At 58.0% G+C, this 25,382-nt stretch carries 13 protein-coding genes, 2 tRNA genes and 3 rRNA genes; 16 read left to right on the top strand and 2 right to left on the bottom strand.

Features of this window, described 5'->3' with window-relative positions:
* Positions 1 to 17: 17 nt before the first annotated feature.
* Positions 18 to 3,449: a SpaA isopeptide-forming pilin-related protein gene (locus ARB25_RS08230; RefSeq protein ID WP_055287285.1), complete on the bottom strand. Its 3,432-nt coding sequence runs from the start codon at positions 3,447 to 3,449 to the stop codon at positions 18 to 20.
* 297 nt (positions 3,450 to 3,746) lie between these two features.
* On the opposite strand from ARB25_RS08230, the gene ARB25_RS08225 reads away from it, so the two are divergent.
* Positions 3,747 to 3,821 (top strand) — tRNA-Gly (locus tag ARB25_RS08225).
* A 294-nt stretch (positions 3,822 to 4,115) separates the two neighbouring features.
* Positions 4,116 to 5,459: an adenylosuccinate lyase gene (gene purB, locus ARB25_RS08220; protein ID WP_055287283.1), complete on the top strand. Its 1,344-nt coding sequence runs from the start codon at positions 4,116 to 4,118 to the stop codon at positions 5,457 to 5,459.
* 1,076 nt (positions 5,460 to 6,535) lie between these two features.
* Here the strand turns inward: purB and ARB25_RS10175 are convergent.
* Positions 6,536 to 6,826 carry a hypothetical protein gene (locus ARB25_RS10175; RefSeq protein ID WP_055287282.1) on the bottom strand — a complete coding sequence of 97 codons (291 nt, stop codon included), beginning with the start codon at positions 6,824 to 6,826 and terminating at the stop codon, positions 6,536 to 6,538.
* A gap of 291 nt (positions 6,827 to 7,117) precedes the next feature.
* Between ARB25_RS10175 and ARB25_RS10170 the strand changes: the two genes are divergently transcribed.
* The 14 genes from ARB25_RS10170 (at position 7,118) to rrf (ending at position 24,770) form a co-directional block, all read left to right on the top strand.
* The gene (locus ARB25_RS10170; protein ID WP_172676350.1) at positions 7,118 to 9,103 is read left to right on the top strand and encodes an Ig-like domain-containing protein; all 1,986 of its coding nucleotides are present in this window, start codon (positions 7,118 to 7,120) and stop codon (positions 9,101 to 9,103) included.
* Between the two features lie 204 nt (positions 9,104 to 9,307).
* Positions 9,308 to 10,144: a substrate-binding periplasmic protein gene (locus ARB25_RS08205; RefSeq protein WP_055287279.1), complete on the top strand. Its 837-nt coding sequence runs from the start codon at positions 9,308 to 9,310 to the stop codon at positions 10,142 to 10,144.
* Positions 10,141 to 11,940 carry a sensor domain-containing diguanylate cyclase gene (locus ARB25_RS08200; protein WP_055287277.1) on the top strand — a complete coding sequence of 600 codons (1,800 nt, stop codon included), beginning with the start codon at positions 10,141 to 10,143 and terminating at the stop codon, positions 11,938 to 11,940. The genes ARB25_RS08205 and ARB25_RS08200 overlap by 4 nt, the downstream gene beginning before the upstream one ends.
* Positions 11,941 to 12,053: 113 nt before the next feature.
* Positions 12,054 to 12,317, top strand: a complete 264-nt coding sequence (locus ARB25_RS08195; RefSeq protein ID WP_055287275.1) for a TIGR03905 family TSCPD domain-containing protein — start codon at positions 12,054 to 12,056, stop codon at positions 12,315 to 12,317.
* The gene (locus tag ARB25_RS08190) at positions 12,317 to 13,528 is read left to right on the top strand and encodes a twin-arginine translocation signal domain-containing protein (protein ID WP_055287273.1); all 1,212 of its coding nucleotides are present in this window, start codon (positions 12,317 to 12,319) and stop codon (positions 13,526 to 13,528) included. The genes ARB25_RS08195 and ARB25_RS08190 overlap by 1 nt, the downstream gene beginning before the upstream one ends.
* A gap of 154 nt (positions 13,529 to 13,682) precedes the next feature.
* On the top strand, positions 13,683 to 14,405 hold the full coding sequence (locus tag ARB25_RS08185) for a response regulator (protein WP_006236208.1): 723 nt from the start codon (positions 13,683 to 13,685) through the stop codon (positions 14,403 to 14,405).
* Between the two features lie 11 nt (positions 14,406 to 14,416).
* Positions 14,417 to 15,982, top strand: a complete 1,566-nt coding sequence (locus tag ARB25_RS08180) for a sensor histidine kinase (RefSeq protein WP_040360026.1) — start codon at positions 14,417 to 14,419, stop codon at positions 15,980 to 15,982.
* Positions 15,983 to 16,100: 118 nt separating this feature from the next.
* On the top strand, positions 16,101 to 16,979 hold the full coding sequence (locus ARB25_RS08175; protein WP_035136481.1) for a phosphoribosylaminoimidazolesuccinocarboxamide synthase: 879 nt from the start codon (positions 16,101 to 16,103) through the stop codon (positions 16,977 to 16,979).
* Positions 16,980 to 17,555, top strand: a complete 576-nt coding sequence (locus ARB25_RS08170; protein WP_022093792.1) for an ABC-2 transporter permease — start codon at positions 16,980 to 16,982, stop codon at positions 17,553 to 17,555.
* An 89-nt stretch (positions 17,556 to 17,644) separates the two neighbouring features.
* Positions 17,645 to 18,925, top strand: a complete 1,281-nt coding sequence (locus tag ARB25_RS08165) for an aminopeptidase (RefSeq protein WP_055287271.1) — start codon at positions 17,645 to 17,647, stop codon at positions 18,923 to 18,925.
* A 28-nt stretch (positions 18,926 to 18,953) separates the two neighbouring features.
* A tRNA-Lys gene (locus ARB25_RS08160) sits at positions 18,954 to 19,026 on the top strand.
* Positions 19,027 to 19,625: 599 nt separating this feature from the next.
* Positions 19,626 to 21,131: ribosomal RNA gene (locus ARB25_RS08155) — 16S ribosomal RNA — on the top strand.
* Positions 21,132 to 21,530: 399 nt separating this feature from the next.
* Positions 21,531 to 24,507, top strand: a 23S ribosomal RNA gene (locus tag ARB25_RS08150).
* A gap of 147 nt (positions 24,508 to 24,654) precedes the next feature.
* Positions 24,655 to 24,770 (top strand): 5S ribosomal RNA (gene rrf, locus ARB25_RS08145).
* The 16S, 23S and 5S rRNA genes sit together here, the layout of an rRNA operon.
* Positions 24,771 to 25,382 lie beyond the last annotated feature (612 nt).

Here is a 25,382-nt window from a genome sequence, read left to right as displayed (position 1 = left end):
CCCGCTTTTTCATCGCGCTAGCGCTTCTTTGGGATCGACCTAAGGCGAGCGAACCATAGGGCTGCGGCACCCGAGGTCAGGAGCGCGGTGATGCAAGCGGCGATGGGAACTGATCCTGTTGCCGGTAGGTCCTGCGGTAGGGTACAGCGTTGAATGACGCTGTCCTCGTCATGTGACTCAAGTTTATCGCCGCCACCGTTGCGGCAAAGATCGACGCGCGCGCTGTTGGTGAGTGCGGTTTGGGGCGTATAAGCCGACGTTGCCTGCATGTGTACGACTGCGCCCCGAGCGTCTGAGCCAAGGATTGCTTTGGCATCGTCAAGGTCGTCGTGCTCATCTTTGAGATCATCGCGGGTCCAAGAATCCGCATCGCTTCGAGTCGTAAAGTCGGCGGCTACCGCACCGTATTCAATTCGAATGCCTGTTACGACGGTATTGGATGCAAGGTCGAGCTCTTCCGCCTCGAGTGTGGTGGATTCCGTGGTCGAGACATCCGCCTTCCAGAGGCGCCAGCCGTCGTAATCGACGAGGCGGCAGTCCTCACCAAGGCTCTCTTTTACTTCGTCGGACTCAAGCCAAGGATTTTCGTGTCCATCGTCAAGTGTCGCGTTCGCCGGCTCATCGACGTCTGTCGAGTCCAACGGCGTCGTGCGATACCACACGTTGCACAGACCGTTGAGGTCGCCGATGGCGACGGGGGTTTCGATTGAGATGAATCTCGCCGTGCCGTCTTTGGCGCACTCAAGATCATCGGTAATCGTAAACTCATCAACCCAAGTAGCGGAATCGTTTCGAGCGTCGATGGTATAGGAGAAAAGTCCATCCGTATTAGTTTGCGTCGCGGCGCGATTTTTACCATCGCCGTTAGCCAACAGGCCCTTTTCGATAGGTTGGACAAGTTCCTGACGCTTGTCGACCTGTCCCTTGATCTCGATGGGCGCATCCTTCATCGCGACGGATTGGACTTCTCCCGTATCCTTTATTTCAAACGTTATTTCCTCGGCAAGGTCATAGGTCCGCGGAGACATCATTTCGCGCAACGAGTAGGTGCCGGGTGCAAGATGTTCGACGCGGTGTGGCTTGTCGGATGAGGTCCAGGAGTCTATTTCGGTTTTATCGGGACCATATAAGGTGAGTTGTGCGCCTTCCACTTCCTGCTCACCGCTTGCATCGACCTTGGAGATATCAACCTTGGTGTAATCGTCGGATACGTTAAGCCGTGCTTCTACAACGGGTGTTTTCTGGTCGGCATAAGTAAGGTCGACAATATGGGTTGTCCGATCGAGCAAGAAGCCTGCCGGCGCTTGAGTCTCGACAACCTCGTAGCGTGCGGTGCCAAGTCCCAGCGGGAGGTTGTCCGCGCGTGCTTCTCCAGTTTCATCCGTCGTGATGGTAGCGACAGTCTCACCGTCGAGCGCGGCAATGCTACCGTCGGGGCGCACGATATCACTCGAGGCACGGATCTCAAAGACGGCGCCCGCGAGGCTGCTGCCGTCTATGGCATCGGTTTTAACGATCCTGATGTTTCCGGTCGCGGCGTGGTCATAATACGAGGCGATTGCAACGGGCGTTAGGTTCATGTCGGCGGGTATGTTTACCTCGATCTCCTCGCCGACAAGATAGGGCTCTTTGGCCGAGGTTTCGCGTACATAATAGGTGCCCGGCACGAGCGATTCGGGCAGTGTGACGGTCCCGGTCGCGTCAGTCGTAAAGGTGTCCATTACGTTATGTGTTGGATACCAGCAAGTTTGTGAGACAGATTCGTGATTGCTGTCGAGTAGTTGGAAGGTGAATCCGGCTAGTGGAACAGAAGCGCCTGTTTGGGCATCGCGTTTTACAATCTGGAGATGCGTCGACAGAGCATGGTTGTCCACGATATATTGAAGCTCGGCGCCGTTGGAAATCTGATTGGCCCCGACGGTCCATTCCCCTGCACGTTTAAAACCCTCGGGGACGGTTTCCGGAACCTCGCGAACCGTGTAGCCGGCACGGTCGTATGGGACGGCTCCGTGGACACCGGCGGGTCGCTTGCCTGCGCCGAACCATGCTTCGGGCTGATCTTTGGTGGAGGCAAAGCCATAGACGTTTGTGGTCAGTGTGCCAACAACCTGCTGAGAGCTGTTGCTGACAACCTCAAAGACAACACCTTCCGCCGGCTGCTCCAGGCCGGATTGGTCGCTATTGCCGTAATCCTTGAATTTGGAAATCTCAAGGTTAAACGCAATGGGGATATCGGAAACGCGAGATTCGATCTCGACCACGCCTGAATCGCCGAGCTGGTCGGCTCCAACGGTATAGGTCCAGCTGTCGTTGGATGGCAGGTAGCCCTCGGGGGTTTTTGATTCGTAGATGGTAAAGGTTCCTAAGGGGACATCGGCGAGGGTGGCCCGACCGCTTTCGTCGGTCGTGAGGATTTGTGCCCATCCAGGGGTTGATTGCGACACACACGTGAACTCTGCTCCTGCGAGTGAAGATCCCACCTGGGGGCCGGCATTCGTCGCGGCATCGAGTTTTACGATACGCAGATTGATGGTGCCGGGCTGTTCATCAATGGCGACCCGCCCGCCGTCATTCCCCGTGGTAAAGGCAATACGATCGTGGCGGGGGACATAGCCGGCCGGCGCCTTCGTTTCAACTAGGTAGTATGCCGTGTTGGGCAGAAGTGTTGCTTGCGCTCGACCGTTGCTGTCCATCTTGATGGTGCCGACACGCGCGCCGCTGGCGCTCTCAAAAATATCGAATGTTGCCCCGGTAAACTGATAGGTATTGTTTCCGCTGGTAATAACGGTGTTAGCAGACTGCTTTTGGAAGGAAACAGAGACCGCCGGCAGTACATAGAGCATGTCTTGACGTTTGCTGCCGCCCGATACGGCCCCTAGATAGCGTCGCGCGCGGTGCGGAGCGGCTTCGATGCTTCCTGATTTTGCGCTGTCGTGGAGCCACCGCGCAGCCGCCACGACTTCATTGTCGGCGGTAAAGTGTCCGCTCTTGGTTTTACCCTGAGCGGTCGTGTAGGAGTAGGTGCCGTCGACATGGGTAGTGCCGTTGAGCATCCATACGGCAAGCTGGGTGGCGGCGCGGGCGCGATCGGGTGAAAGATGGTAACCGCCAAACGACGTGGTGGTGGGATATCCGTGACAAACGATTGCCGCGAACTTGTCGTCGAGCCACACCCAGCCTTGATCAAAGTTGAGCCATGGGCCGCCCGGTTTGGTGGGGCCGGGGCGCTCCTGGTTCATGCAGTAGGCAATCGAGGTGTCTTGAGCTTCATACTTGCCGATGAAGAAGGGCCCACAATCATCGCTAATAGTGCGGAAGCCGAGCTGGTCGTAGCCATCGACGGCAAATGCGGCTCCCGGTGCCAGGCAGCCGAAAAGCAGGAAGAGGAGCAGGAGCAGCGGACCCGTTGCGATTGCGCTGTGGACAGAGTGCGTGGGTGCGTTGGACATGGCTGCTCCTTATCCCTCGTGCGCCGCACGGGGAGGCTGCGACGCGTAGGATGAGGCTACCCCCGAGGTTCATGCGGGTAAGTACCGGAGCCTGACCAAAAGCTTGCCCAATTCCTGACAAATTGAGCTCAAATTCAACAATCAAGCAAAAGCGCAGGTAGAAGATAAGGAGAACAGGAGGTCAAAGGTCCTCATCTCCACAATTGACGCGATTTTCAAACGAATCTCCATAGCTAAAACAAGCATCGCCACCCTTGTATCGAACAAGACAACCGCGTTATACTATCCCCCACATATGCGGGCATCGCCAAGTGGTAAGGCATCAGCTTCCCAAGCTGACACTCGCGGGTTCGAGTCCCGTTGCCCGCTCCAGTAAAAAGCACAAGCACGGCAGCGTTACGTTGCCGTGCTTTTTACTACCAAGCGCCGGGACTCGAACCCGCCAGGGTGCGAGCGTTAAGCAAACGCGAAGCGTTTGTAGCGAGCAGGCGAAGGCGCCGACAGGCGCCTGAAGCCGGTGCGGATTTGCGAAGCAAATACGCGGACGTCCCGTTGCCCGCTCCAATTCCAAAATGTTAGGTTAATGCCTGCTGCCCATACTTGCACCTGCGCACGGTACAATGGTTGGGTTACGACCAACGTGCCAATAACCAAAAAGGAGCCGCTATGATCGATCGCTATACCCGCCCGGAGATGGGACATATCTTCTCCCTCGAGAACAAGTACGCCATTTGGCAGGAGATCGAGGTCCTGGCCTGCGAGGCCCAGGCGGAGCTCGGCAAGATCGGTATTTCCAAAGAAGAGGCCCAGTGGATTCGCGACCACGCCAACTTTGAGAAGGAGAAGGTTGACGAGATCGAGGAGGTCACGCGCCACGATGTCATCGCCTTCCTGACCAACATGAAGGAGTACATCGACGCCGACGTCCCCGAGGGCGAGCCCAAGCCCAGCCGCTGGGTTCACTACGGTATGACCAGCTCTGACCTGGGTGATACGGCTCTGTGCTACCAGCTCACTCAGGCTTGCGACCTTATCATCGAGGACGTCAAGAAGCTCGGCGAGATCTGCAAGCGCCGTGCCTTCGAGGAGCGCAACACGCTCTGCGCCGGCCGTACTCACGGTATTCACGCCGAGCCGATGACCTTCGGCATGAAGTTTGGCTCTTGGGCTTGGGAGCTCAAGCGCGATTTGGACCGTCTTGAGGATGCCCGCAAGAACGTCGCCTTCGGTGCCATCTCGGGCGCTGTCGGCACGTACAGCTCCATCGAGCCGTTCGTGGAGGAGTATGTCTGCGAGCACCTTGGTCTGGTTCACGATCCGCTGTCTACGCAGGTCATCAGCCGTGACCACCACGCCTACCTTGCCGGCGTGCTCGCTACCACGGCAGCTACCTGCGAGCGCATTGCGACCGAGGTTCGCAACCTGCAGAAGACCGATACGCTCGAGGCCGAGGAGCCGTTCCGCAAGGGTCAAAAGGGCAGCTCCGCCATGCCGCACAAGCGCAACCCCATCACTATGGAGAAGGTCTGCGGCCTTTCGCGCATCGTCAAGTCCAACGCCCAGGTCGCCTTCGACAACGTTGCCCTGTGGCACGAGCGCGACATTTCGCACTCCTCTGCCGAGCGCGTCGCCCAGGCCGATAGCTTCATCGCCCTTGACCACATGTTCCAGTGCCTCATCCGCGTCATCGACGGCCTGCAGCTGTACCCTGCCCGCATGATGGCCAATCTCAACAAGACCCGCGGCCTCATCTTCTCCTCCAAGGTGCTGCTGGCTCTCGTCGATACAGGCATCACCCGCGAGGATGCCTATGCCATCGTGCAGGAAAACGCCATGGCCACGTGGCACGAGGTGCAGGATTGCGTCTCCGGTCCTACCTTTAAGGAGCGCCTCGAGGCCGATCCGCGCTGCACCGTCAGCCAGGAGAAGCTCGACGAGATCTTTGACCCGTGGGACTTCCTCACCCGCATCGACACGGTCTTCGATCGCCTGGAGCAGCTCGAGTTCTAATTGACCGATCGGGGAGGTAGTCAAATCGATCAATTCTCCGCGGCCCTCGTTCGAGTGCGACTTTCCAACACAAGCCCCGCTCGCAGCTCGCTCTGCCAGCGGGGCTTGTGCATGAGCGCACCTAGAAAGCTGGACGTCAGCGATATATGCGCGTCAACTGTGCTGCTTGCCGATAATTTGAGACATCTGACAAACATTACCTTGCCGGTAACTGTCGGGGGGGGGTATCCTTAAGCCAATTTTAAGGTGTGGGAGAATGCTGCGTTTTTTCACGAGAGATTGGACTTAGAGGAATGAGAAAAGGGTTTTGGAGGATAGCCACAGGCATCTGTGTTGCTTTAACGGCGGCAACGTTTGGGCTGACGGTGGCCGCTCCGCATGCGGATGCTGTCATGCTGGAGTCGCAGGACGGTTCCATGGGTGCATCGTTTCTCCCATACGATTCGTCTACAGGCGATGTGTGGTCAGAATTTGATGTCGCTGTTGGACAGACGGTGAAAGGAAGGCTTTCCTTTTTTAATAAAAATCACGAATGGGCGCACATTGACCCTAGCGATATCGATATCACATCGTCTGACGAGGATATCGCTAAGGTAAGTTATGAGTCACATAGTTGGGTATTGACAATTAGCCCCACCAAAGTTGGCACAACGACTATAACCCTGAAGAGCAAGACCGACGAGAGTTTAAACGGTTCTCTTAAGATTAAAAGTGTGGCTAAAGTCAATCCAATTAAGGTCAGTTTCGTTTCTTACGACCAATCTGGTGCGACAACAAACACCGCAACGCTGGGTTACACGGATGATTGTCCGCAAAAATGCGGGAACACGCATTATGCATTACTAGAGGGGAGAGTTGACGTTCGTCCCGTGGACGAGAGCCGTGCGGCCACATATTTTGTTATTAAGGAAGACCCCTCAAAGGATTCCAAAGTCCAGGCAAGGGTGAATTCGAATTATTCATCATATGGAACTTCCGAGCTAAGCGCTTCTTTGCAACTCGAGGCGTTGTCGAAAGATGCTAAAGAGGCCAAGGTTCTTGTCGACTATTGCAACGGTGAAGTTGAGACGAAGAAGCTATGTGATGTTGTAACCGAGAATCAGGAGCCCGGATTCAATGAGCGTGGGAACAAAAAGCAAAAGATGCTGGTTGGGGACAGCAGTTATCTGACTGCCATTCTCAACGTTTCTCCAAATGAAGTACTGAAGGCATGCCAGCGCGCACATTGGGGTGCGGACTTTGGCGCTGTAACCTATTCTCTGGAAAGCAACGATGTCGTTGAGCTTATCGGTGGTGAAAACTCGTTTAAGGCAATAAAGCCTGGCACCGTTAAGGCTCATGCTCGTGATGGCCTTGGCAATGACCATCCCTTTGAGATAGAGGTTGTCGACCCTGCGGAAGTGAGCCTTTCGAAGGCTAAGTTTGTGTCGAGCGATTATACATTTCCCTGTGAGGTCAGTTCAGATAGTATATCCAAAGATTGGCTTTGGCTGGAATGTGACAGGGGGTTTGAATATCCAAAGGGCGTGCTGAGTAAAAGCGCTGAGGAATTGATGGACTCCTATGCCGGCGCAAAGTATTCTTTCACTTCAGATAATCCGGATGTCCTCGAGGTAAAAGGACCGATGTTTAGTGGTGGCAGTTACTTGGGGTATTTAGTGCCTCATAGTTACGGCGATGCAACGGTTTCAATGTACTTGGGTGGTCGTCTCTGCGACACGATGACCGTTCATGTTGTCAAGCCTGGCGAGGAGCCTGCAAAGACTGCGGTTTCCATTGCGGACAGCTACTCAACCTCCATGGATAAAGGCACGACTCAGCAGCTGAAGGCAAAGGTCTCCCCTGATGACAAGGCCAGCCAAGTTGTTTGGTCCTCTTCCAACGAGAGCGTCCTTACCGTCGACGCTAACGGTCTTGTTACCGCTGTCGGTGACGGTGATGCCACGATCACGGCAACGGTTGATGGGGTCTCTGCAACCACGGATGCGATTACGGTAACCACTCCGGTTGTAAAGGTGTCGGGCGTCAAGCTCAGCGCTTCAAACCTTAAGCTTGCTGTGGGCGGTGAGCCCTCGACGTTGACCGCAGCGGTTGAGCCCGATAATGCAACGAACAAGAACTTGTCCTGGTCGTCGAGCGATCCTACGGTCGCCACGGTTGCAGACGGCGTCGTGACCCCGGTCAAGGCAGGTGTTGCTACGATTACCGTCACCACTGAGGACGGAGAGCATAGCGCCACGTGCAAGGTGACGGTTATTCAGCCTGCTACGGGCATCACGCTCGATAAGCAGAAGGTCGTGCTTGTGGGCGCTGCAACCGAGCAGCTTAAGGCGGCGGTCGTTCCCGCGGAGGCTAACCAGACGATTGTCTGGAAGTCCAGCAACGAAAGTGTCGCTACAGTCGATCAAACCGGAAAGGTGGCGGCTGTCTCCAAGGGCGCCGCAACCATCACCGTTTCGACTGAAGACGGCACCTATTCTCAGGATTGCGCGGTGACCGTCTCTAATCCCGCAACGAACCTTACGGTCGACCAGAGCGTCCTCGGCCTCAAGAAGGGCGAAGAGGGCACCGTGAAGGTTTCTCTTGCTGGAACCCTTGCGGGTGAGGTCGACGAGACCAATCTTGCTCTGGATGACACGGGCGCTTCGAAGGCGTTTAAGGTTGTCGACAACGGTGATGGCTCCTACACCGTTACCGCCCTCAAGACCGGTTCTGGTTCTTTTGTCATCACTGCAGGGTCGCTCTCCCAGACCGTTTCGGTGACCGTGACCAATCCCGCCCAAAAGGTTGAGCTCAACAAGACGAGCCTGTCCTTTACCGTCGGTGATGCCTCCACAAAGCTCTCCGCAACGGTGAGTCCTGCCGATGCAGACGATACGACGGTGAGCTGGACCTCCAGCGACTCGTCGATCGCCACGGTCAAAGACGGCGTCGTGACGCCGCTTAAGGCCGGTACCGCCACGATTACCGCCACCTGTGGCGACAAAACCGCGACCTGCGCCGTTATCGTAGCGGCAAAGACCATTGCAGGCGTTGCGGGTAGCAACGGAACGGACGTTAGCGTAAGCGCCGAGAACAATGTCGCTGCCGGCATTGCCCAGAACAACAGCATCTCTCTTGTGGTCGAGGAACCGACGGATCTTACCGATGCCGCCAATGCTACGATTTCCGGCCTTGAGCAGGGGGCTACCAAGGTTGCCGATAAGCTCGATATCAAGCTTCTCAAGGACGGCGAGGTTATCGAGGACTACGAAGGCATGTCCTTCATCGTCCGTGTCAAGATGACTGCCGCCATGAAGGCGCTCACCAACCTCAAGGTGCTCTACGTTGCCGAGGATGGTTCCACTCAGGCTATGGATACGTGGACCGAGGGCGACTACCTCTGCTTCCGCACGAGCCACTTCTCGACGTACGTGGTGACGGGCGAGGAGGCCAATGGTGAGCCGATTCAGCCTACGCAGCCCGTGACGCCGTCCCAGCCTAGTCAGCAGACGACGACTAAGGTGACCAAAAAGTCTGTTAAGGCTACTAAGGGCGCGCTTGCCAACACGGGCGACCAGGCCCTTGCTGTCGCCTTTATTATGGCCGTTGCCGGCGCTTCGCTGATTGCCTTCGCGCTTATGCGCAAACGTCTCGAGCGTTAGGGTACCCCACTCGTCACCCGCATCGACACGGTCTTCGACCGCCTGGAGCAGCTGAACTTCGAGTAGGGCTAACCTAATTCGACCGCTTGCGGATGCATTTCAACCTTTGGCGCCTTGCCCATCTTGGGTGAGGCGCTTTTTTATCGCCGCATCAGCCCCGGGTATAAAATGAAATCCGACTGCTGTTTCGATGAAGGGAGGCGTGTGCCCGGACGTACCAAGCGAGCCGCCATCGTCTCGCTTACGCTCATACTTCTTGTTGCCGTCTGTGCGGGCGCCCTGACGTATACCGTTCGAAGCAGCTCTTCCTCCCCGAATGAAGCCGACAAAGACCTCCCGGTACTCAAAATCGGCGTTACGGATAACGACCCCTATGTGTATGTCGATACCACGGGCGATTACGCCGGTATCGATATCGACATCGCCCGCGAGGCCTGCAAACGCGCAGGGATCAAGCCGCAATTTATCGACATATCTTGGAATGACCGTGATCGCCTACTCAAAAACGGCGATATCGATTGCCTGTGGTGCGACTATTCTCCCTGTTATCGTGAGGATAAGTATTACTGGACTGAGCCGTATTTGACCCTGACGGTTTCGGTCGCCGCCAAGAAAACGAGTGGCATCAAGTCCTTGGCGCATCTCGATGGAAGCAAGACCATTGCGGTGATTGCGGGCTCGGTGAGCGAACGCCGATTGCTCGCAGGGGATCTGGATATCTCGCCGGACGTGCAAATCAAATCGTATGGTTCTGCCGAACTCTGCAAAGCCGCCCTCGCCAAAGGGTATGTCGACTGTTGGATGGCGGACGTTCAGTCGCTTGATCGACTCGTTGCCCAGTATCCTGGCGTTTATCGTGTGTTCGCCGGCAACGTTATGACGGTTGACCTGGGCGTCGCGTTTGATGATAGCTATGAGGGGGAGTACGTCAAAAACCTCAATACCGCGCTGTACGATATGGATCGAGACGGCACGATAGAGCGCATTGTGGATAATTACAAGGCAGGAGCGACGACAGGCGGGCAAGGAGCGGAATCATGACAAATGACGAGCGCCGCTTTCGCCGAAAGAGTTTAGCCGCAGTGGTCATCGGCATCGTGGCCAGCGTTGCCCTACTGAGTCTGCTCTATATAGTCGGCACGCATCGCTGCCTTGATAAAACGCTTGGGTTCGGCCAGGAAACCATGGTGTTTTTAAAAAATGCCTGCGAAAAATATGACCGATATGAACAGGGAAGAAAAACCGAGGCGACGCACAATTTGGATGCGGCGCTCGAGTCGTTTGCGACGTTCTTGCCGCCTGATCGATTTGAAGTCAACGACGATCTGGTCGAGGAATATGTCCATACCGAGAGCCTTTCGGGAATGTTGGTCATGGACGCCGATGGTCATATGGTCGCCCATTACGATATCGACGGCCGCGATCCACTCATGCTGTGGCGAGAGGAGCTGGCCTGTTCGTCGGTCGCATCCATGTATCGAGGCTCCAAAGTGTCCTACTCGACTGTCGTTGAGCGTCGCGGTGTCGACTTTGCCGTGAGTGCCGTTCCATACGGTGATGGGGTGGCGTTGGGATATCGATCCCTTGCAGCTGAGCCCGCCGATGACTATTCGTACACGATCGCCGACGTCCTTGTGAACAACACGTTCCATCAGAGTCCAACGGTGCTTGTGATGCGCGATGCGCAAATCATTTCCTCAAACGATTCGACCGTCGATATAACCCTTGCTCGGCTTCTTGCCGATAGCGGAATTGACTGGAAAGACGAGGGCATAACGCGTATCGAATATCGGGGGACTACCTTATATGCCGTGCGTGCGGCATATAAGGACTACCGCCTGTTTGCGCTGTATCCCAAATCCGAGGTCATGTCTGACAGGATTTCATTTGTCGCCGTCGGCGTCTTGGCATGCCTTGCGTTTTGGGTCGTGGTACTGTTGGCTCGAAATATCGTTGACCACCGCAATTTGGTCGAAAAGGATAAACAGCTCGGCATTATCAATGCCATAAGCGCCGTCTACGATTCGACCTTCCTTTTGCATCTCGACACCCTCGAGATCGAGGGAATCAATATGTCGCCAGCGATAGCGAAGATATTTGCCGAGCACAACGAGGCATATGACTTTATGGACACGGTCTGCCGGGATATCGTGAGCCCCGAAAGCCGCGAAGCGGTTGTGGGACTCGTAGATATAAGTACGCTTCGAGAACGTATGGAGGGCGTGCCGTACTTGACTGCGGAGGTGCGAGATTGCCGGGGTGCTTGGTACTCGCTGCAGGTTGTTCCCCAACACCGTGATGAGCAAGGGCGGCTGGAATCGGTTGTCGTGGCGACGCTCAACATCTCGATGGCCAAGCATGCCGAGGAGCTGTCATACCAAGATAAACTGACGGGGCTTCGCAACCGCAACTATCTTGAATCGCGTGGAGATAGCCTGGTAAACGAGGACTTGCCAGTGAGCGTGATTATGGTGGACTGTAATTATCTCAAGCGGACCAACGACATTTATGGTCACGAGATGGGGGATGAACTGCTGCGACGGACGGCGTCCGTGCTGCGGCGGGTGGCTGGTGCGGATTACCTGCCGATGCGCGTTGGCGGCGACGAGTTTTTGCTGGTTTGCCCCCATACTGACAACGAGTCTGCGCTCGGGCTGGAACAGGATCTTCGTCTCGGTCTTGCCGCGGTAAGCGATGAGACCCTGACGGTCAGCGCATCGATTGGCGTGGCGACCGTCGAGACGGCTGGAAATACGCTGGCCGATGTATATCGCGTCGCCGACCACAATATGTATCGGGAAAAGCGCATGGTCCACGTACAGGGTGCGGACTGCTAATCTTGCCCCCGCCAGTCCAAGCATCGTAGGATGTTGAATCGGTGCTTGCGATAATAAGTCGGTCCAGGCGGGGATAATAGACGTCTGAAATTTCTTTCTGAGAGGGGATCTCAATGATTAGTTTTGACTACAAGCCTCAGGGTGTATGCTCTCGCAATATTCACCTCAATCTCTCTGACGATGGCAGCAAGGTGCTGGGCGTCGAGTTTACTGGCGGCTGCGATGGCAACCTCAAGGCCATCTCCAGGCTGGTCGAGGGCGCTCCCGCCGATCGCGTAATCGAGGTTCTCGCCGGTAATACCTGCGGTATGAAAAAGACCTCATGCGCCGATCAGCTTACGCGCGCTATCGAGGCCGCTCGCGCAGAGATCGCCTAATGAGCATCGCTGATCGCTTTAAGAATGGAATAACGCGTCGAGGTTTTGTGCTGGGTGGCGCCGCTACCGGTGCTGCTGCCGTACTGGCCGGTTGCTCGAAAAAAACGGGCGCGAGTGATGACGCCGCTGGCGAGCCGCAGGTTATCAAGGACGATTCGAAGATTGTCTCGATCACTGATGAGTACGAGGCTGTCGATATCGATCTTGAGCCCGCGGCCTCGTGGACGCTGCCGCTGGGCACGCTGCTGTACTACTGCGATGGCGACTACGCTGCCGCGATGATGGCGCCTGCTTCTGCCCTGCATGCCAATACGCTCGGTGTGCTCAACCTAGGCGATGGCTCGCTTACCACACTTATCGAGGATCCCATTGAGGGAACCGGTTATGCGTTTTACGACGTTCGCGCGGGTGATGGCGTGTTCGCGTGGGTCGAGATGAACTTTGCCAATGCGTCCTGGAAACTCTATGCGCAAAACCTTGCAGGCTCCTCCCTTACCGGCAACGCTGTCGAGCTCGACCGCGGTGGCGAAAACTACGATCCGCCGCTCTTCACAGCGTATGGGTCGTCGGTCATCTGGTATAAGATGCCTTCGTCCGGCGGCGCCAAGACGAGCAACGATTCGTACTGCTACCGTCAGTCGCCCAGCGAGTCCAAGCCTGAGACTATTTGGAAGTCGACGGGCCGTTTCGCATCCGCCCCGCGTGTGAGCGACGGCATCCTGACCATCTCGCCCCGCGTGCACAATGATGAGGGCGTCTATTACGGTATGACGGCGATCGACCTGACTGACGGCAACAACACGAAGCGAGCTCAGCTGGTGCTGCCTTCGTCGGTTTCGCCTTTCGAGGCCGTGTATATGGGCGACACCTTCGTGTTCTCCATTGAGGCGACGTATAGCGGTGTGGGCAGCCTGGGCAATATGGGCACCTATATCGGTAACGAGGGCGGGCCGTACCTCTTCCTTTCGCGTGAGCCGCTCGCGTGCGCTGCGGGAAGGAAAAACAAATACCTGGTTAAAGTTCAGGCGTCGCATTTTTTGATTGACACTTCGGCTAAGACCTACGGCTCGCTTCTGTCGCCCGACCGAGCCTTGGAGTATGGCGATTATCCTGCTACGGCGGGTAAATCGAACTCGTTCTTAACGTACGCAACGGTGCGTAACAGTCAGGGGATTCCCGAGACGGTTACCGCTCGCTTGTTCTCTCTTTAGTCTCCGAGGGGTTAAAAAGGGCTCGACAGGGGAATAAGCGCGTTGTGACTATGGGTACCGCCCGCCGAGCTATCGCACCCATGCGATACCCGGTGGGCTCAGGTGCGTTAAAATGAGCTTGTTCTTAGCTAATTGAGACAGGGGGGGCCGTGTTATGGCTTCAGATGCAAAAAAGATTCTGCTGGTCGAGGATGAGAAGGCAATCCGTGACGCCGTCGCTGCCTATCTCGAGCGCGAGGGCTATTGGGTTGTGGGCGTGGGCGACGGCCAGTCCGCTATCGAGGAGTTCGAGAAGCATCAGTTCGACCTGGTTGTGCTCGACCTTATGCTCCCCAAGATTCCCGGCGAGCGCGTTTGCCGCACCATTCGCGATACCTCGGATGTCCCCATCATCATGCTGACGGCTAAGGGCGAGATCGAGGACCGTATTATCGGTCTTGAGCTCGGCGCCGACGACTATCTGATTAAGCCGTTCTCGCCGCGCGAGCTCGTCGCCCGCGTTCGCGCTCTGTTCCGCCGTGCCCATCAGGCCGACGAGCCCGCCGTCGAGGTACTCGACTTCGGCGATCTGGTCATCGATATCTCGGGCCACAAGATCTTGGTCGAGGGCAAGGAAGTCGATCTGACGGCTTCCGAGTTCAAGCTGCTCACCACGCTTGCCCGCCATCCCGGCCGTGTGTATAACCGTATGGAGCTGGTCGAGAAAGTGCTCGGGTATGACTTTGAGGGCTATGAGCGCACCATCGATAGCCACGTGAAGAATCTTCGCGCCAAGCTGGGCGATGATCCCAAGAAGCCCAAGTGGCTCTACACCGTCCATGGTGTCGGCTATCGCTTCGAGGCTCCGGCCAAGACCGATAAGTCGGACGAGAAATAGGGAAATCACATATGACACCTGCGCGCTTTGAAATCGGACAAAAGCACAAGCAGGAGAGCGAGGCGGGTTCCAAGGCTAGTTGGAACACGCCTCGTTCCGATTCACGGCCAACGATGAGCTATCCCTCGCGCATGGCACTTGCTTTTGCTCTGACATCGCTCATGACGGTATTGGTGCTGGTGGGCGTTGTCTCTGTTGTGTGGGGCACGGTCTTTTCGGATTACACACGCTCCAATATCGTCGAAATCGCAAATTCCGCTGCCGAGAAGTTGGCAACCTCATATGAGGAAAACGGCTCTTGGACCGCGGGAGAACTGCGCACGGTCGCAACGTCGAGTTTGGTTTCCGACGATCTGGGCATGCAGGTCGTCAATAAAAAGGGCGTGATCGTTTATGACGATTCCTGGCCCTCGGCAAGCGCCACCGCTGATGTACGCGAAAACCAGGCTACGACCGACGACACGAGCGGCAAGAGGGCATCGCATAGCCCGGTCTCGTCTGCTCCAACCGACTCCGATAGCGTTGCTAACGTCGAGATTGTAACGTCTTCCGGCGAGCATGTCGGACAGGTAAAGCTGTGGGCCATCGGCTCCGACGCTCTGCTCACTAAGGCGGACTCTGCGTTTAGGGAGAAGACCTTTAACGCCATGGCCCTCGCCGCGGTTGTTGCAATCTGCATTTCGGTCGTTATCGGATCGCTCGTGTCGCGCATGCTCACCAAGCCGATTCATCGCATCACCAGTACCGCAAAGCAAATCCGTGACGGCGACCTGTCGGCTCGCACGGGACTGCGCGGTGATGACGAGATCGATCAGCTGGGTGAGACCTTCGATGAGATGGCCACTTCGCTCGAGAAGGATATGAAACACGAGAAGCGCCTGACCTCAGACGTTGCACACGAGCTTCGCACGCCGCTTATGGCCATGCTCGCAACGGTCGAGGCCATGCAGGATGGCGTGTATCCCACCGACGATGAGCATTTGGAGACCGTTGCTTCCGAGACGCGTCGCCTGGCTCGTCTGGTGCAGCAGATGCTCGACCTGTCGCGCATGGAAAACAGCACGGCTCCGCTCAACCTTGAGCCGGTGGACATGGTTCCTTTTGTGCGTTCCATCGTCAATGCCCAGGAGCGCCTGTTTGTCGACCGCGATCTGCGCCTGCGTTTTGCGGACGAGACCCAGGGTCACGACGATGTCGTCGAAGCCGATCCCGACATGATCACGCAATGCGTCATCAACCTCATGAGCAACGCCATGCGCTACACCCCCGAGGGCGGTTGGGTCGTGGTGTCGGTGCTCAGCGACCGCAAGCACGTCAGTATTGCCGTTTCGGATACCGGTATCGGTATTGCCAAGGACGATCTGTCGCGCATCTTCGGGCGGTTTTGGCGCGCCGATGCCAGCCGCGCCCGCGAAGCTGGCGGCCTGGGCGTCGGCCTCGCCGTGACCAAGCAGATCGTCGAGCGTCACCATGGCTACATATCCGTGGAGTCGGAGCTTGGAAAGGGTACGACTTTTACAATTCATCTGCCCCGCGAGCACACGGCAGACGCGGCATCTACTACAATGGAGCACTAGCTTTTCGCTATTCGGTGAAGGAGGGGCCGCGTCCCTGCCGCTCCGAGTTTGCGAAAACATGCGGGAAAGAACCCGCATTTCTGTCGTATTTAGGTAAGGAGTGACTCACGTGACAACGATGGAGCGTCGTCCGGATTCCCGTGGCAAGGTTCGTGATATCTACGATGCCGGTGAAAACCTGCTGATGGTCGCCACCGACCGCATTTCTGCGTTCGACTTCATTCTTCCCGACGAGATCCCGTTTAAGGGAGAGGTACTCAATCGCATCTCGGCATTCTGGTTCGATAAGTTTGCCGACATCGTTCCCAACCATCTCGTTTCCATCGACCCGGCGGATTTCCCCGAGGAGTTTGCTGAGTATCGTGACTACCTCGCTGGCCGCGCCATGCTGGTTAAGAAGGCCCAGACGATTCCTATCGAGTGCATCGTCCGCGGCTATCTGACCGGTTCGGGCAAGAAGACCTACGACGAGAACGGCACCGTCTGCGGCATCCAGCTGCCTGAGGGCCTGACCGAGGCTTCCAAGCTTCCCGAGCCGTTGTTCACGCCGTCCACGAAGGCCGAGATCGGTGACCACGACGAGAACATCTCGTTCGAGCGTTGCTGCGAGATCGTGGGCGAGGACATCGCCACGCAGATTCGTGACCTTTCCCTCAAGATCTACAAGGCCGCTGCCGAGTACGCCGCGACCCGTGGCATCATCATTGCCGACACCAAGTTCGAGTTTGGTGTCATCGATGGCAAGGTCACGCTGATCGACGAGTGCCTCACGCCCGACTCCAGCCGTTTCTGGCCTGCTGCCAGCTACGAGGAGGGCAAGATCCAGCCTAGCTACGACAAGCAATTCGTCCGCAATTGGCTCAAGGCCAACTGGGATATGACGGGGGAGACCCCGCACCTGCCCGCCGAGGTCATCGATGGCACGTCCGAGCGCTATCGCGAGGCCTTCCAGATCATCACCGGCTCCCAGTTCACAAGCATGAAGGAGAACGCATAAGTGAGTACCCGTAGCGCCACGAACAAGCGCACGCAATCCCACGAAGTTACCGGGGTTGCGCGCAAGTCTGCCGCATCTGCTAAGCCCGCCCGCCAAGCAGCGAGCTCCGTTCGCGTCGTGCCGGCTTCGTCTAAGGCACGCCGCAAAGAGCTCGAGAAGGGCGAGAACCTCGAGGGCCTCTCTAAAGAGGAGAAGCGCGCCCGCAAGGCTAAGCAGCGCGCCAAGGAGGACCGCATCTATACGGTGTCGAATATCCTCCTCAAGCAGGACGAGGACTACACCAAGCGCCGTCGCATCTGGTGGATTGTGCTCGCCATTGGCATGGTGCTCGTCGTGGCAATTTGGGCCTCGCTGTACTTCGCTCCCGCTGGCATGGTGTCCAGCCCTGTCCAGATGGTCGGCATCGTTTTGTCCTATGTCATCATCCTAGGTGACTTTATCTACGACTTCGCTCGTATTCGTCCCTTGCGCAACATGTACCGCGCGCAGGCCGAGGGCATGTCCGAGAACAAGCTCAACGCTCTTATCGAGCGCGCAGCTGCCGAGGAGGACAAGAAGGACTCCAAGAAGAAGTAGCGTTTGCATACATACTTATCGCTAAGATATAAGGCGCGTCGTTTTTGCGGCGCGCCTTTTTACTGTTCTATAGATAGATGGAGTGGCACATGATTCGAGCTGCCCTGACGGTCGAAGAGGCCCTGGAGGGTATGAAGTCCCTGGAGCCCAAGATTAAAAACTATGCGCGCCTGGTTGTCCGCAAGGGCGTAAACGTTAAGCCCGGCCAGGAAGTCGTCGTTCAGTCTCCGGTTGAGTGCGCGCCGTTTGCGCGCGTGGTGGTCGCGGAGGCCTATGCTGCCGGCGCCGGCCACGTGACGGTCATTTGGGCCGATGATGCCGTGACGAGGCTCACGTACGAGCATGTCGAGAAAAGCTATTTTGAGCAGACGCCCGAGTGGAAGCGCCTGCAGCTGGATTCCCTGGCCCAGGACGGTGCCTGCTTTATCTTTATCGAGGGTGCGGACCCCGCCGCCCTTAAGGGCATCGATCCCGCTAAGCCCGCTGCAGCTTCTAAGGCAAAGAACACGCAGTGCAAAGTTTTCCGCCGTGGACTGGATTACAACATCAATCCGTGGTGCATCGCCGGCGCTCCGGTCGTGGCTTGGGCGCGCGAGGTGTTCCCGGGAGACGCCGATGAGGTTGCAATCTATAAGCTGTGGAATGCGATTCTGCACACCGCTCGCGCCGATGGCCAAGACCCAGAGAGCGACTGGGAGCTCCATGACGCCGCATTCGAAAAGAACCTGCGTTTCCTGAACGACAATCGTTTCGACTGTCTGCATTACACCGCGGCAAATGGAACCGATCTGACGATTGGCATGACGAAGGGTCACGAGTGGGCCGGCGGCAAGGGCAAGACGCCCGATGGACACCCCTTCTTCCCCAACATTCCCACCGAGGAAGTCTTCACCTCGCCCGATCGCATGCGCGCCGACGGTATCGTGTACTCGGCCATGCCGCTCATCCACCACGGCAATAAAGTCGAAGATTTTTGGATTAAGTTCGAGGGCGGCCGCGTGGTGGACTACGACGCCCGCGTGGGCAAGGCAACGCTTGCGAGCATTATTGACACCGATGAAGGTGCCGCTCATCTGGGCGAGGTCGCGCTCATTTCCAAGAACACTCCGATCCGCGAAAGCGGCGTTCTGTTCTATGACACGCTCTATGACGAGAACGCTAGCTGCCATCTCGCGCTAGGTGTCGGTTTCCCCGAATGTATCGAGGGTGGGTATGACATGTCCAAGGAGGAGCTCCTGGAGCATGGCGTTAACGTCTCGAGCACGCACGTCGATTTTATGATCGGCACGGACGACATCGATATTACGGGCATTACGCCTGATGGACGTGAAGTTGTGATTTTCCAGAACGGCCAATGGAGTTGGGAATAGTCCCAGACCGTGGTACAATGCCACCCGCGGGCCGTTAGCTCAGCTGGCAGAGCAGGGGACTTTTAATCCCAAGGTCCAGGGTTCGAACCCCTGACGGCCCACCCAAAGATTGTTGAGACGGTCAACTTCGGTTGGCCGTCTTTTTTGTCGCCCTTTCATGGGTTCGAACCCGTATCTATCTATATATAAGAACGCTTGGCGAACAAAACCCGCCTTTTACCGATGGGAAACAAATAGCTGATGCCTTTGGAGTAAAGTAGCGCTCCAGAGATGACCGATGTCTCAATACTCGTAAAACAGCTGGTCATCGCCAATATCAGAAGCCAATGCTTCAGTTTTAACCTCAGTGACGCGACTGAGGGATCTATTCATTTGTGAACAAAATATGGAGTGCGCGATTCCCGCCCCCGGCGCCCCTCCGGTCTGGCAATATATCTCCTTGCCGCGCGGCCCGGTCGGACCGGATGAGCCGCGGGGCGTGCGCCTTGAGAACCGGATACTGCGAGGATGGACACATCGAGTGTCGCATCCGGGCAGACATCGAACCATTTGAAATGGTCTAACTTGGATTTGTTTTTCGCAAGGCCGCCGAGAGGCGGCCCCGAGAAATTCCTTTTCCTATACTAAAACCATATGAATCGAACGGAACCGATCAGCGTAACAGTTGTGAGGACCGGACGGGCTCGAAGCCCATTTATTTTGGACGGAGAGTTCGATCCTGGCTCAGGATGAACGCTGGCGGCGCGCCTAACACATGCAAGTCGAACGGCACCCCTCTCCGGAGGGAAGCGAGTGGCGAACGGCTGAGTAACACGTGGAGAACCTGCCCCCTCCCCCGGGATAGCCGCCCGAAAGGACGGGTAATACCGGATACCCCGGGGTGCCGCATGGCACCCCGGCTAAAGCCCCGACGGGAGGGGATGGCTCCGCGGCCCATCAGGTAGACGGCGGGGTGACGGCCCACCGTGCCGACAACGGGTAGCCGGGTTGAGAGACCGACCGGCCAGATTGGGACTGAGACACGGCCCAGACTCCTACGGGAGGCAGCAGTGGGGAATCTTGCGCAATGGGGGGAACCCTGACGCAGCGACGCCGCGTGCGGGACGGAGGCCTTCGGGTCGTAAACCGCTTTCAGCAGGGAAGAGTCAAGACTGTACCTGCAGAAGAAGCCCCGGCTAACTACGTGCCAGCAGCCGCGGTAATACGTAGGGGGCGAGCGTTATCCGGATTCATTGGGCGTAAAGCGCGCGTAGGCGGCCCGGCAGGCCGGGGGTCGAAGCGGGGGGCTCAACCCCCCGAAGCCCCCGGAACCTCCGCGGCTTGGGTCCGGTAGGGGAGGGTGGAACACCCGGTGTAGCGGTGGAATGCGCAGATATCGGGTGGAACACCGGTGGCGAAGGCGGCCCTCTGGGCCGAGACCGACGCTGAGGCGCGAAAGCTGGGGGAGCGAACAGGATTAGATACCCTGGTAGTCCCAGCCGTAAACGATGGACGCTAGGTGTGGGGGGACGATCCCCCCGTGCCGCAGCCAACGCATTAAGCGTCCCGCCTGGGGAGTACGGCCGCAAGGCTAAAACTCAAAGGAATTGACGGGGGCCCGCACAAGCAGCGGAGCATGTGGCTTAATTCGAAGCAACGCGAAGAACCTTACCAGGGCTTGACATATGGGTGAAGCGGGGGAGACCCCGTGGCCGAGAGGAGCCCATACAGGTGGTGCATGGCTGTCGTCAGCTCGTGTCGTGAGATGTTGGGTTAAGTCCCGCAACGAGCGCAACCCCCGCCGCGTGTTGCCATCGGGTGATGCCGGGAACCCACGCGGGACCGCCGCCGTCAAGGCGGAGGAGGGCGGGGACGACGTCAAGTCATCATGCCCCTTATGCCCTGGGCTGCACACGTGCTACAATGGCCGGTACAGAGGGATGCCACCCCGCGAGGGGGAGCGGATCCCGGAAAGCCGGCCCCAGTTCGGATTGGGGGCTGCAACCCGCCCCCATGAAGTCGGAGTTGCTAGTAATCGCGGATCAGCATGCCGCGGTGAATGCGTTCCCGGGCCTTGTACACACCGCCCGTCACACCACCCGAGTCGTCTGCACCCGAAGTCGCCGGCCCAACCGAGAGGGGGGAGGCGCCGAAGGTGTGGAGGGTGAGGGGGGTGAAGTCGTAACAAGGTAGCCGTACCGGAAGGTGCGGCTGGATCACCTCCTTTCTAGGGAGATAAATCTTCTAGAGAGATCAACTTAACTCGAATAGAGGGCAGGAGCCCGTCCGGTGGATGTCGCCCGGAGGAAGTCCCCGCAGCACCCGGTCCCCGGGGTCGCACCCGCGTACCTTGAGAGCCGCATAGCGATAGGAGAGAGATGGAAGATCCAATTCTTCCAGACTCGATTCTTTTCTGCGATTTTAAAGACAGAATGATAGCAATCATTCATCCGATCCAAACAAGAAGAATTCACTTATTAATGAGTGAGGAGCATCTGATCGCGAGCACAGTACATAAACTGTGCCGCGGTATGAGATACCCGAATTGCGACATACGAGCGCTATTCATGATATCGATTAATTTTTATTAGCGACACGTGGATATCCCGCGGGCCCGAGAGCGGTCCCGCAAGATACCACGGGCGCACGGCGGATGCCTTGGCACAGGGAGCCGATGAAGGACGCGGCAAGCTGCGATAATCCCCGGCGAGGAGCACACATCCTTCGACCCGGGGGTCTCCGAATGGGCGAACCCATGCACAGCAGTGTGCATATCCCCCCGCTGAACACATAGGCGGGGGGAGGACAACCCGGGGAACTGAAACATCTAAGTACCCGGAGGAGAGGAAATCAATCTCGAGACTCCCCGAGTAGCGGCGAGCGAAAGGGGACCGATGGCCAAACCGTCGAGCGGGCATACCCGGCAGGGGTTCCGCCGACGGGGTTGCAGGGCCGCGCATCCGGGGGCTGCCGCCCCCGGGCGCAGGTCCGGCTGGGGAGCGGAACGGCATGGGAGGGCCGGCCGCAGCGGGTGACAGCCCCGTACGCGAACCCAGACCGGACGGCGCGACGCGGTCCCTGAGTAGGGCCGGGCACGTGAAACCCGGTCCGAACCTGGGTGGACCACCATCCAAGCCTGAGTACTACCCTGTGACCGATAGCGCACCAGTACCGTGAGGGAAAGGTGAAAAGCACCCCGGGAGGGGAGTGAAACAGTACCTGAAACCGTGCGCCCACGAGCAGTCGGAGCACCTTTATGGTGTGACGGCGTGCCTTTTGTAGAATGAGCCAGCGAGTCGCTGGCGCGGGGCGAGGTTAACCGAAAGGGAGCCGGAGCGAAAGCGAGCCTTAACAGGGCGACTTGAGTCCCGCGCCGCGGACGCGAAGCCGGGTGAGCTATCCGTGGGCAGGCTGAAGCGGGGGTAAGACCCCGTGGAGGGCCGAACGCACGTCGGTTGAAAACGGCGGCGATGACCTGCGGATAGGGGTGAAAGGCCAATCAAACCCGGAGATATCTCGTTCTCCCCGAAATAGCTTTAGGGCTAGCGTCGCGCGTTCACCGCCGGAGGTAGAGCACCGGATGGACGAGGGGGCTTCGCCGCCTACCGAATCCAACCGAACTCCGAATGCCGGCGGCCCAGAGCGCGGCAGTCAGAGCATGTGGGCTAAGCTGTGTGCTCGAGAGGGAAACAGCCCGGACCGCCCGCTAAGGTCCCCAAGTTCCAGCCGAGTGGCAAAGGATGTGCGTCCGCCCAGACAACCAGGATGTTGGCTTAGAAGCAGCCATCCATTCAAAGAGTGCGTAACAGCTCACTGGTCGAGTGGACATGCGCCGACAATACACGGGGCTAAGCTGGACACCGAAGCGGCGGGATTTTAATTCATTAGAATCGGTAGGGGAGCTTCCCATGGGCGGAGAAGCCGTCAGGGCGACCGACGGTGGAGCGCATGGGAGTGAGAATGCTGGCATGAGTAGCGAGAGACGAGAGAGTAACTCGTCCGCCGTGAACCCGAGGTTTCCTGGGCAAGGCTAATCCTCCCAGGGTCAGTCGGGGGCTAAGGCGAGGCCGGGAGGCGTAGCCGACGCGCAGCAGGCAGACATTCCTGCACCGCGCACGCGGCGCTACGACCGACGGGGCGACGGATGGGGGTGGCTCGGCGGGGTTCTGGACGTCCCCGTGATGGAGCGCGGCCCGCGGACCAGGGAAATCCGGTCCGCATTGAGGGCGAGGCTCCGGACGAAGCGATTGAGCGAAGCGAGTGAGCCCGAGGTCCCTAGAAAAACCCCTAGGCAGGCGCGTGCGCGCCCGTACCGCAAACCGACACAGGTGGGTGGGTAGAACATACCGAGGCGATCGGGTCAACCATGGTCAAGGAACTCGGCACAATGGCCCCGTAACTTCGGGAGAAGGGGTGCCCGCGCGTACGTGAACCGGCTCGCCCGGGGAGCGGAGGCGGGCCGCAGTGGAGAGGCCCAAGCGACTGTTTACCAAAAACACAGGACTCTGCAGAAGCCGCAAGGCGACGTATAGGGTCTGACGCCTGCCCGGTGCCGGAAGGTCACGCGGAGGAGTTAGCCGATTCGGCGAAGCCCCGAAGCCAAGCCCCGGTAAACGGCGGCCGTAACTATAACGGTCCTAAGGTAGCGAAATTCCTTGTCGGGTAAGTTCCGACCTGCACGAAAGGCGCAACGACTTGGGCGCTGTCTCGACCATGGACCCGGTGAAATTGCACTGGTCGTGAAGATGCGACTTACCCGCGGAAGGACGGAAAGACCCCGTGAACCTTCACTGCAGCTTGGCATTGGCCGCTGGTCCCGCGTGTAGAGGATAGGCAGGAGGCACAGATCCGGAGGCGCCAGCCCCCGGGGAGCCGCCCTTGGAATACTGCCCTCGCGCGACCGGCGTCCTAACCCGAGGCCGTCAACCGGCTCGGGGACCGTGCCAGGCGGGCAGTTTGACTGGGGCGGTCGCCTCCTAAAGGGTAACGGAGGCGCGCGAAGGTCCGCTCGGGACGGTCGGCAACCGTCCTTTTGAATGCAAGAGTACAAGCGGGCTTGACTGCGAGGCCCACAAGCCGAGCAGGTGCGAAAGCAGGCTCTAGTGATCCGGCGGCCCCGAGTGGGTGGGCCGTCGCTCAACGGATAAAAGGTACTCCGGGGATAACAGGCTGATCTTGCCCAAGAGTCCACATCGACGGCAAGGTTTGGCACCTCGATGTCGGCTCATCGCATCCTGGGGCTGGAGCAGGTCCCAAGGGTACGGCTGTTCGCCGTTTAAAGCGGTACGCGAGCTGGGTTCAGAACGTCGTGAGACAGTTCGGTCCCTATCCTCCGTGGGCGCAGGAGAATCGATGGAGGCTGCCCCCAGTACGAGAGGACCGGGGTGGACGCACCTCCGGTGAACCGGTTGTCGACCAACGGCACGGCCGGGTAGCCGCGTGCGGCGCGGATAACCGCTGAAGGCATCTAAGCGGGAAGCCGTTCCAGGGATTAGTTCTCCTTCCGGTAAGGGCCCAGGTAGACTACCTGGTCGATAGACGGCAGGTGCAAGGACGGCGACGTCCTCAGCCGAGCCGCACTAATCGCCCGAGCTCTTCCGGAACCGCACCTCGCGGCCCGCGGGACTGAGCGCTCATGCGCGGTCCGGGCACGAGGATGCCCCCGAGTCATCTCCCCTATGCGCCATGCGGCCCCCAGGGCACGTGTAGAGTGAGACCCAGGACACCGTAACGGTGGGCGCCGCCCACCGGTCAGCGGCCAGAGCATGGGGGGCACGCCCGGTCCCGTTCCGAACCCGGAAGCTAAGCCCCATCGCGCCGAGAGTACTGCGGGGTCAGCCCGTGGGAGGCCAGGGCGCCGCTGACCGGTGGACGGCACCGAGCCGTCATCCAAGATGGAGAAGGGGGAGGCCTCGCGGCCTCCCCCTTTTTTCGTTATATAAACCGACATTTGCTCTATCTGCTTTAGGGGTGTCCGGATTGGCTTTAGTCGAGGGCATCTTTGTCGTCCGCGGCGAGGTAGAGCCGATCTTTGTGCTTATGCCGCTTTCTGGTGGCGCTCAGTCAGCTACAGGGTTCTGTCGCCACGTATATCCGGACGGATCTTTTGCTCCTTATTTCCAGCAAATCAATTCAGGAACGTTGTTTCAATCAAATACACTCCGTCAGCGGGGGCTCTATCTAATTGGTGATAGAGCCCCGCTGGCGTTTTATAAGTTTGTTAACGTTGTCCTTCAATTTATTACGGACTTACTAGCGGAGACCGACGAGGGTATAAAGATGCTATGTCTACAGTGGACAGCAAGATTCCCGAGGTCATACGGTCTGTCCAAGGTTTATGACCATATTTGTGACTCTGAGCAACTCGGAGCCCAGTTAATTCATTTGTGAACAAAATATGGAGTGCGCGATTCCCGCCCCCGGCGCCCCTCCGGTCTGGCAATATATCTCCTTGCCGCGCGGCCCGGTCGGACCGGAT

Origin of the sequence: Collinsella aerofaciens, assembly GCF_001405375.1 — a bacterium.
Classification (GTDB): domain Bacteria; phylum Actinomycetota; class Coriobacteriia; order Coriobacteriales; family Coriobacteriaceae; genus Collinsella; species Collinsella aerofaciens_F.
This window is presented reverse-complemented; position numbering and strand designations above follow the sequence as displayed.

Excerpts from the sequence above, each read along its gene's own strand:
- ARB25_RS08230 (WP_055287285.1), bottom strand. The coding sequence starts at position 3,449 with ATGTCCAACGCACCCACGCACTCTGTCCACAGCGCAATCGCAACGGGT.
- purB (WP_055287283.1), top strand. The coding sequence starts at position 4,116 with ATGATCGATCGCTATACCCGCCCGGAGATGGGACATATCTTCTCCCTC.
- ARB25_RS10175 (WP_055287282.1), bottom strand. The coding sequence starts at position 6,826 with ATGGTCATTGCCAAGGCCATCACGAGCATGAGCCTTAACGGTGCCAGG.
- ARB25_RS08200 (WP_055287277.1), top strand. The coding sequence starts at position 10,141 with ATGACAAATGACGAGCGCCGCTTTCGCCGAAAGAGTTTAGCCGCAGTG.
- ARB25_RS08195 (WP_055287275.1), top strand. The coding sequence starts at position 12,054 with ATGATTAGTTTTGACTACAAGCCTCAGGGTGTATGCTCTCGCAATATT.
- ARB25_RS08190 (WP_055287273.1), top strand. The coding sequence starts at position 12,317 with ATGAGCATCGCTGATCGCTTTAAGAATGGAATAACGCGTCGAGGTTTT.
- ARB25_RS08185 (WP_006236208.1), top strand. The coding sequence starts at position 13,683 with ATGGCTTCAGATGCAAAAAAGATTCTGCTGGTCGAGGATGAGAAGGCA.
- ARB25_RS08180 (WP_040360026.1), top strand. The coding sequence starts at position 14,417 with ATGACACCTGCGCGCTTTGAAATCGGACAAAAGCACAAGCAGGAGAGC.
- ARB25_RS08175 (WP_035136481.1), top strand. The coding sequence starts at position 16,101 with ATGGAGCGTCGTCCGGATTCCCGTGGCAAGGTTCGTGATATCTACGAT.
- ARB25_RS08165 (WP_055287271.1), top strand. The coding sequence starts at position 17,645 with ATGATTCGAGCTGCCCTGACGGTCGAAGAGGCCCTGGAGGGTATGAAG.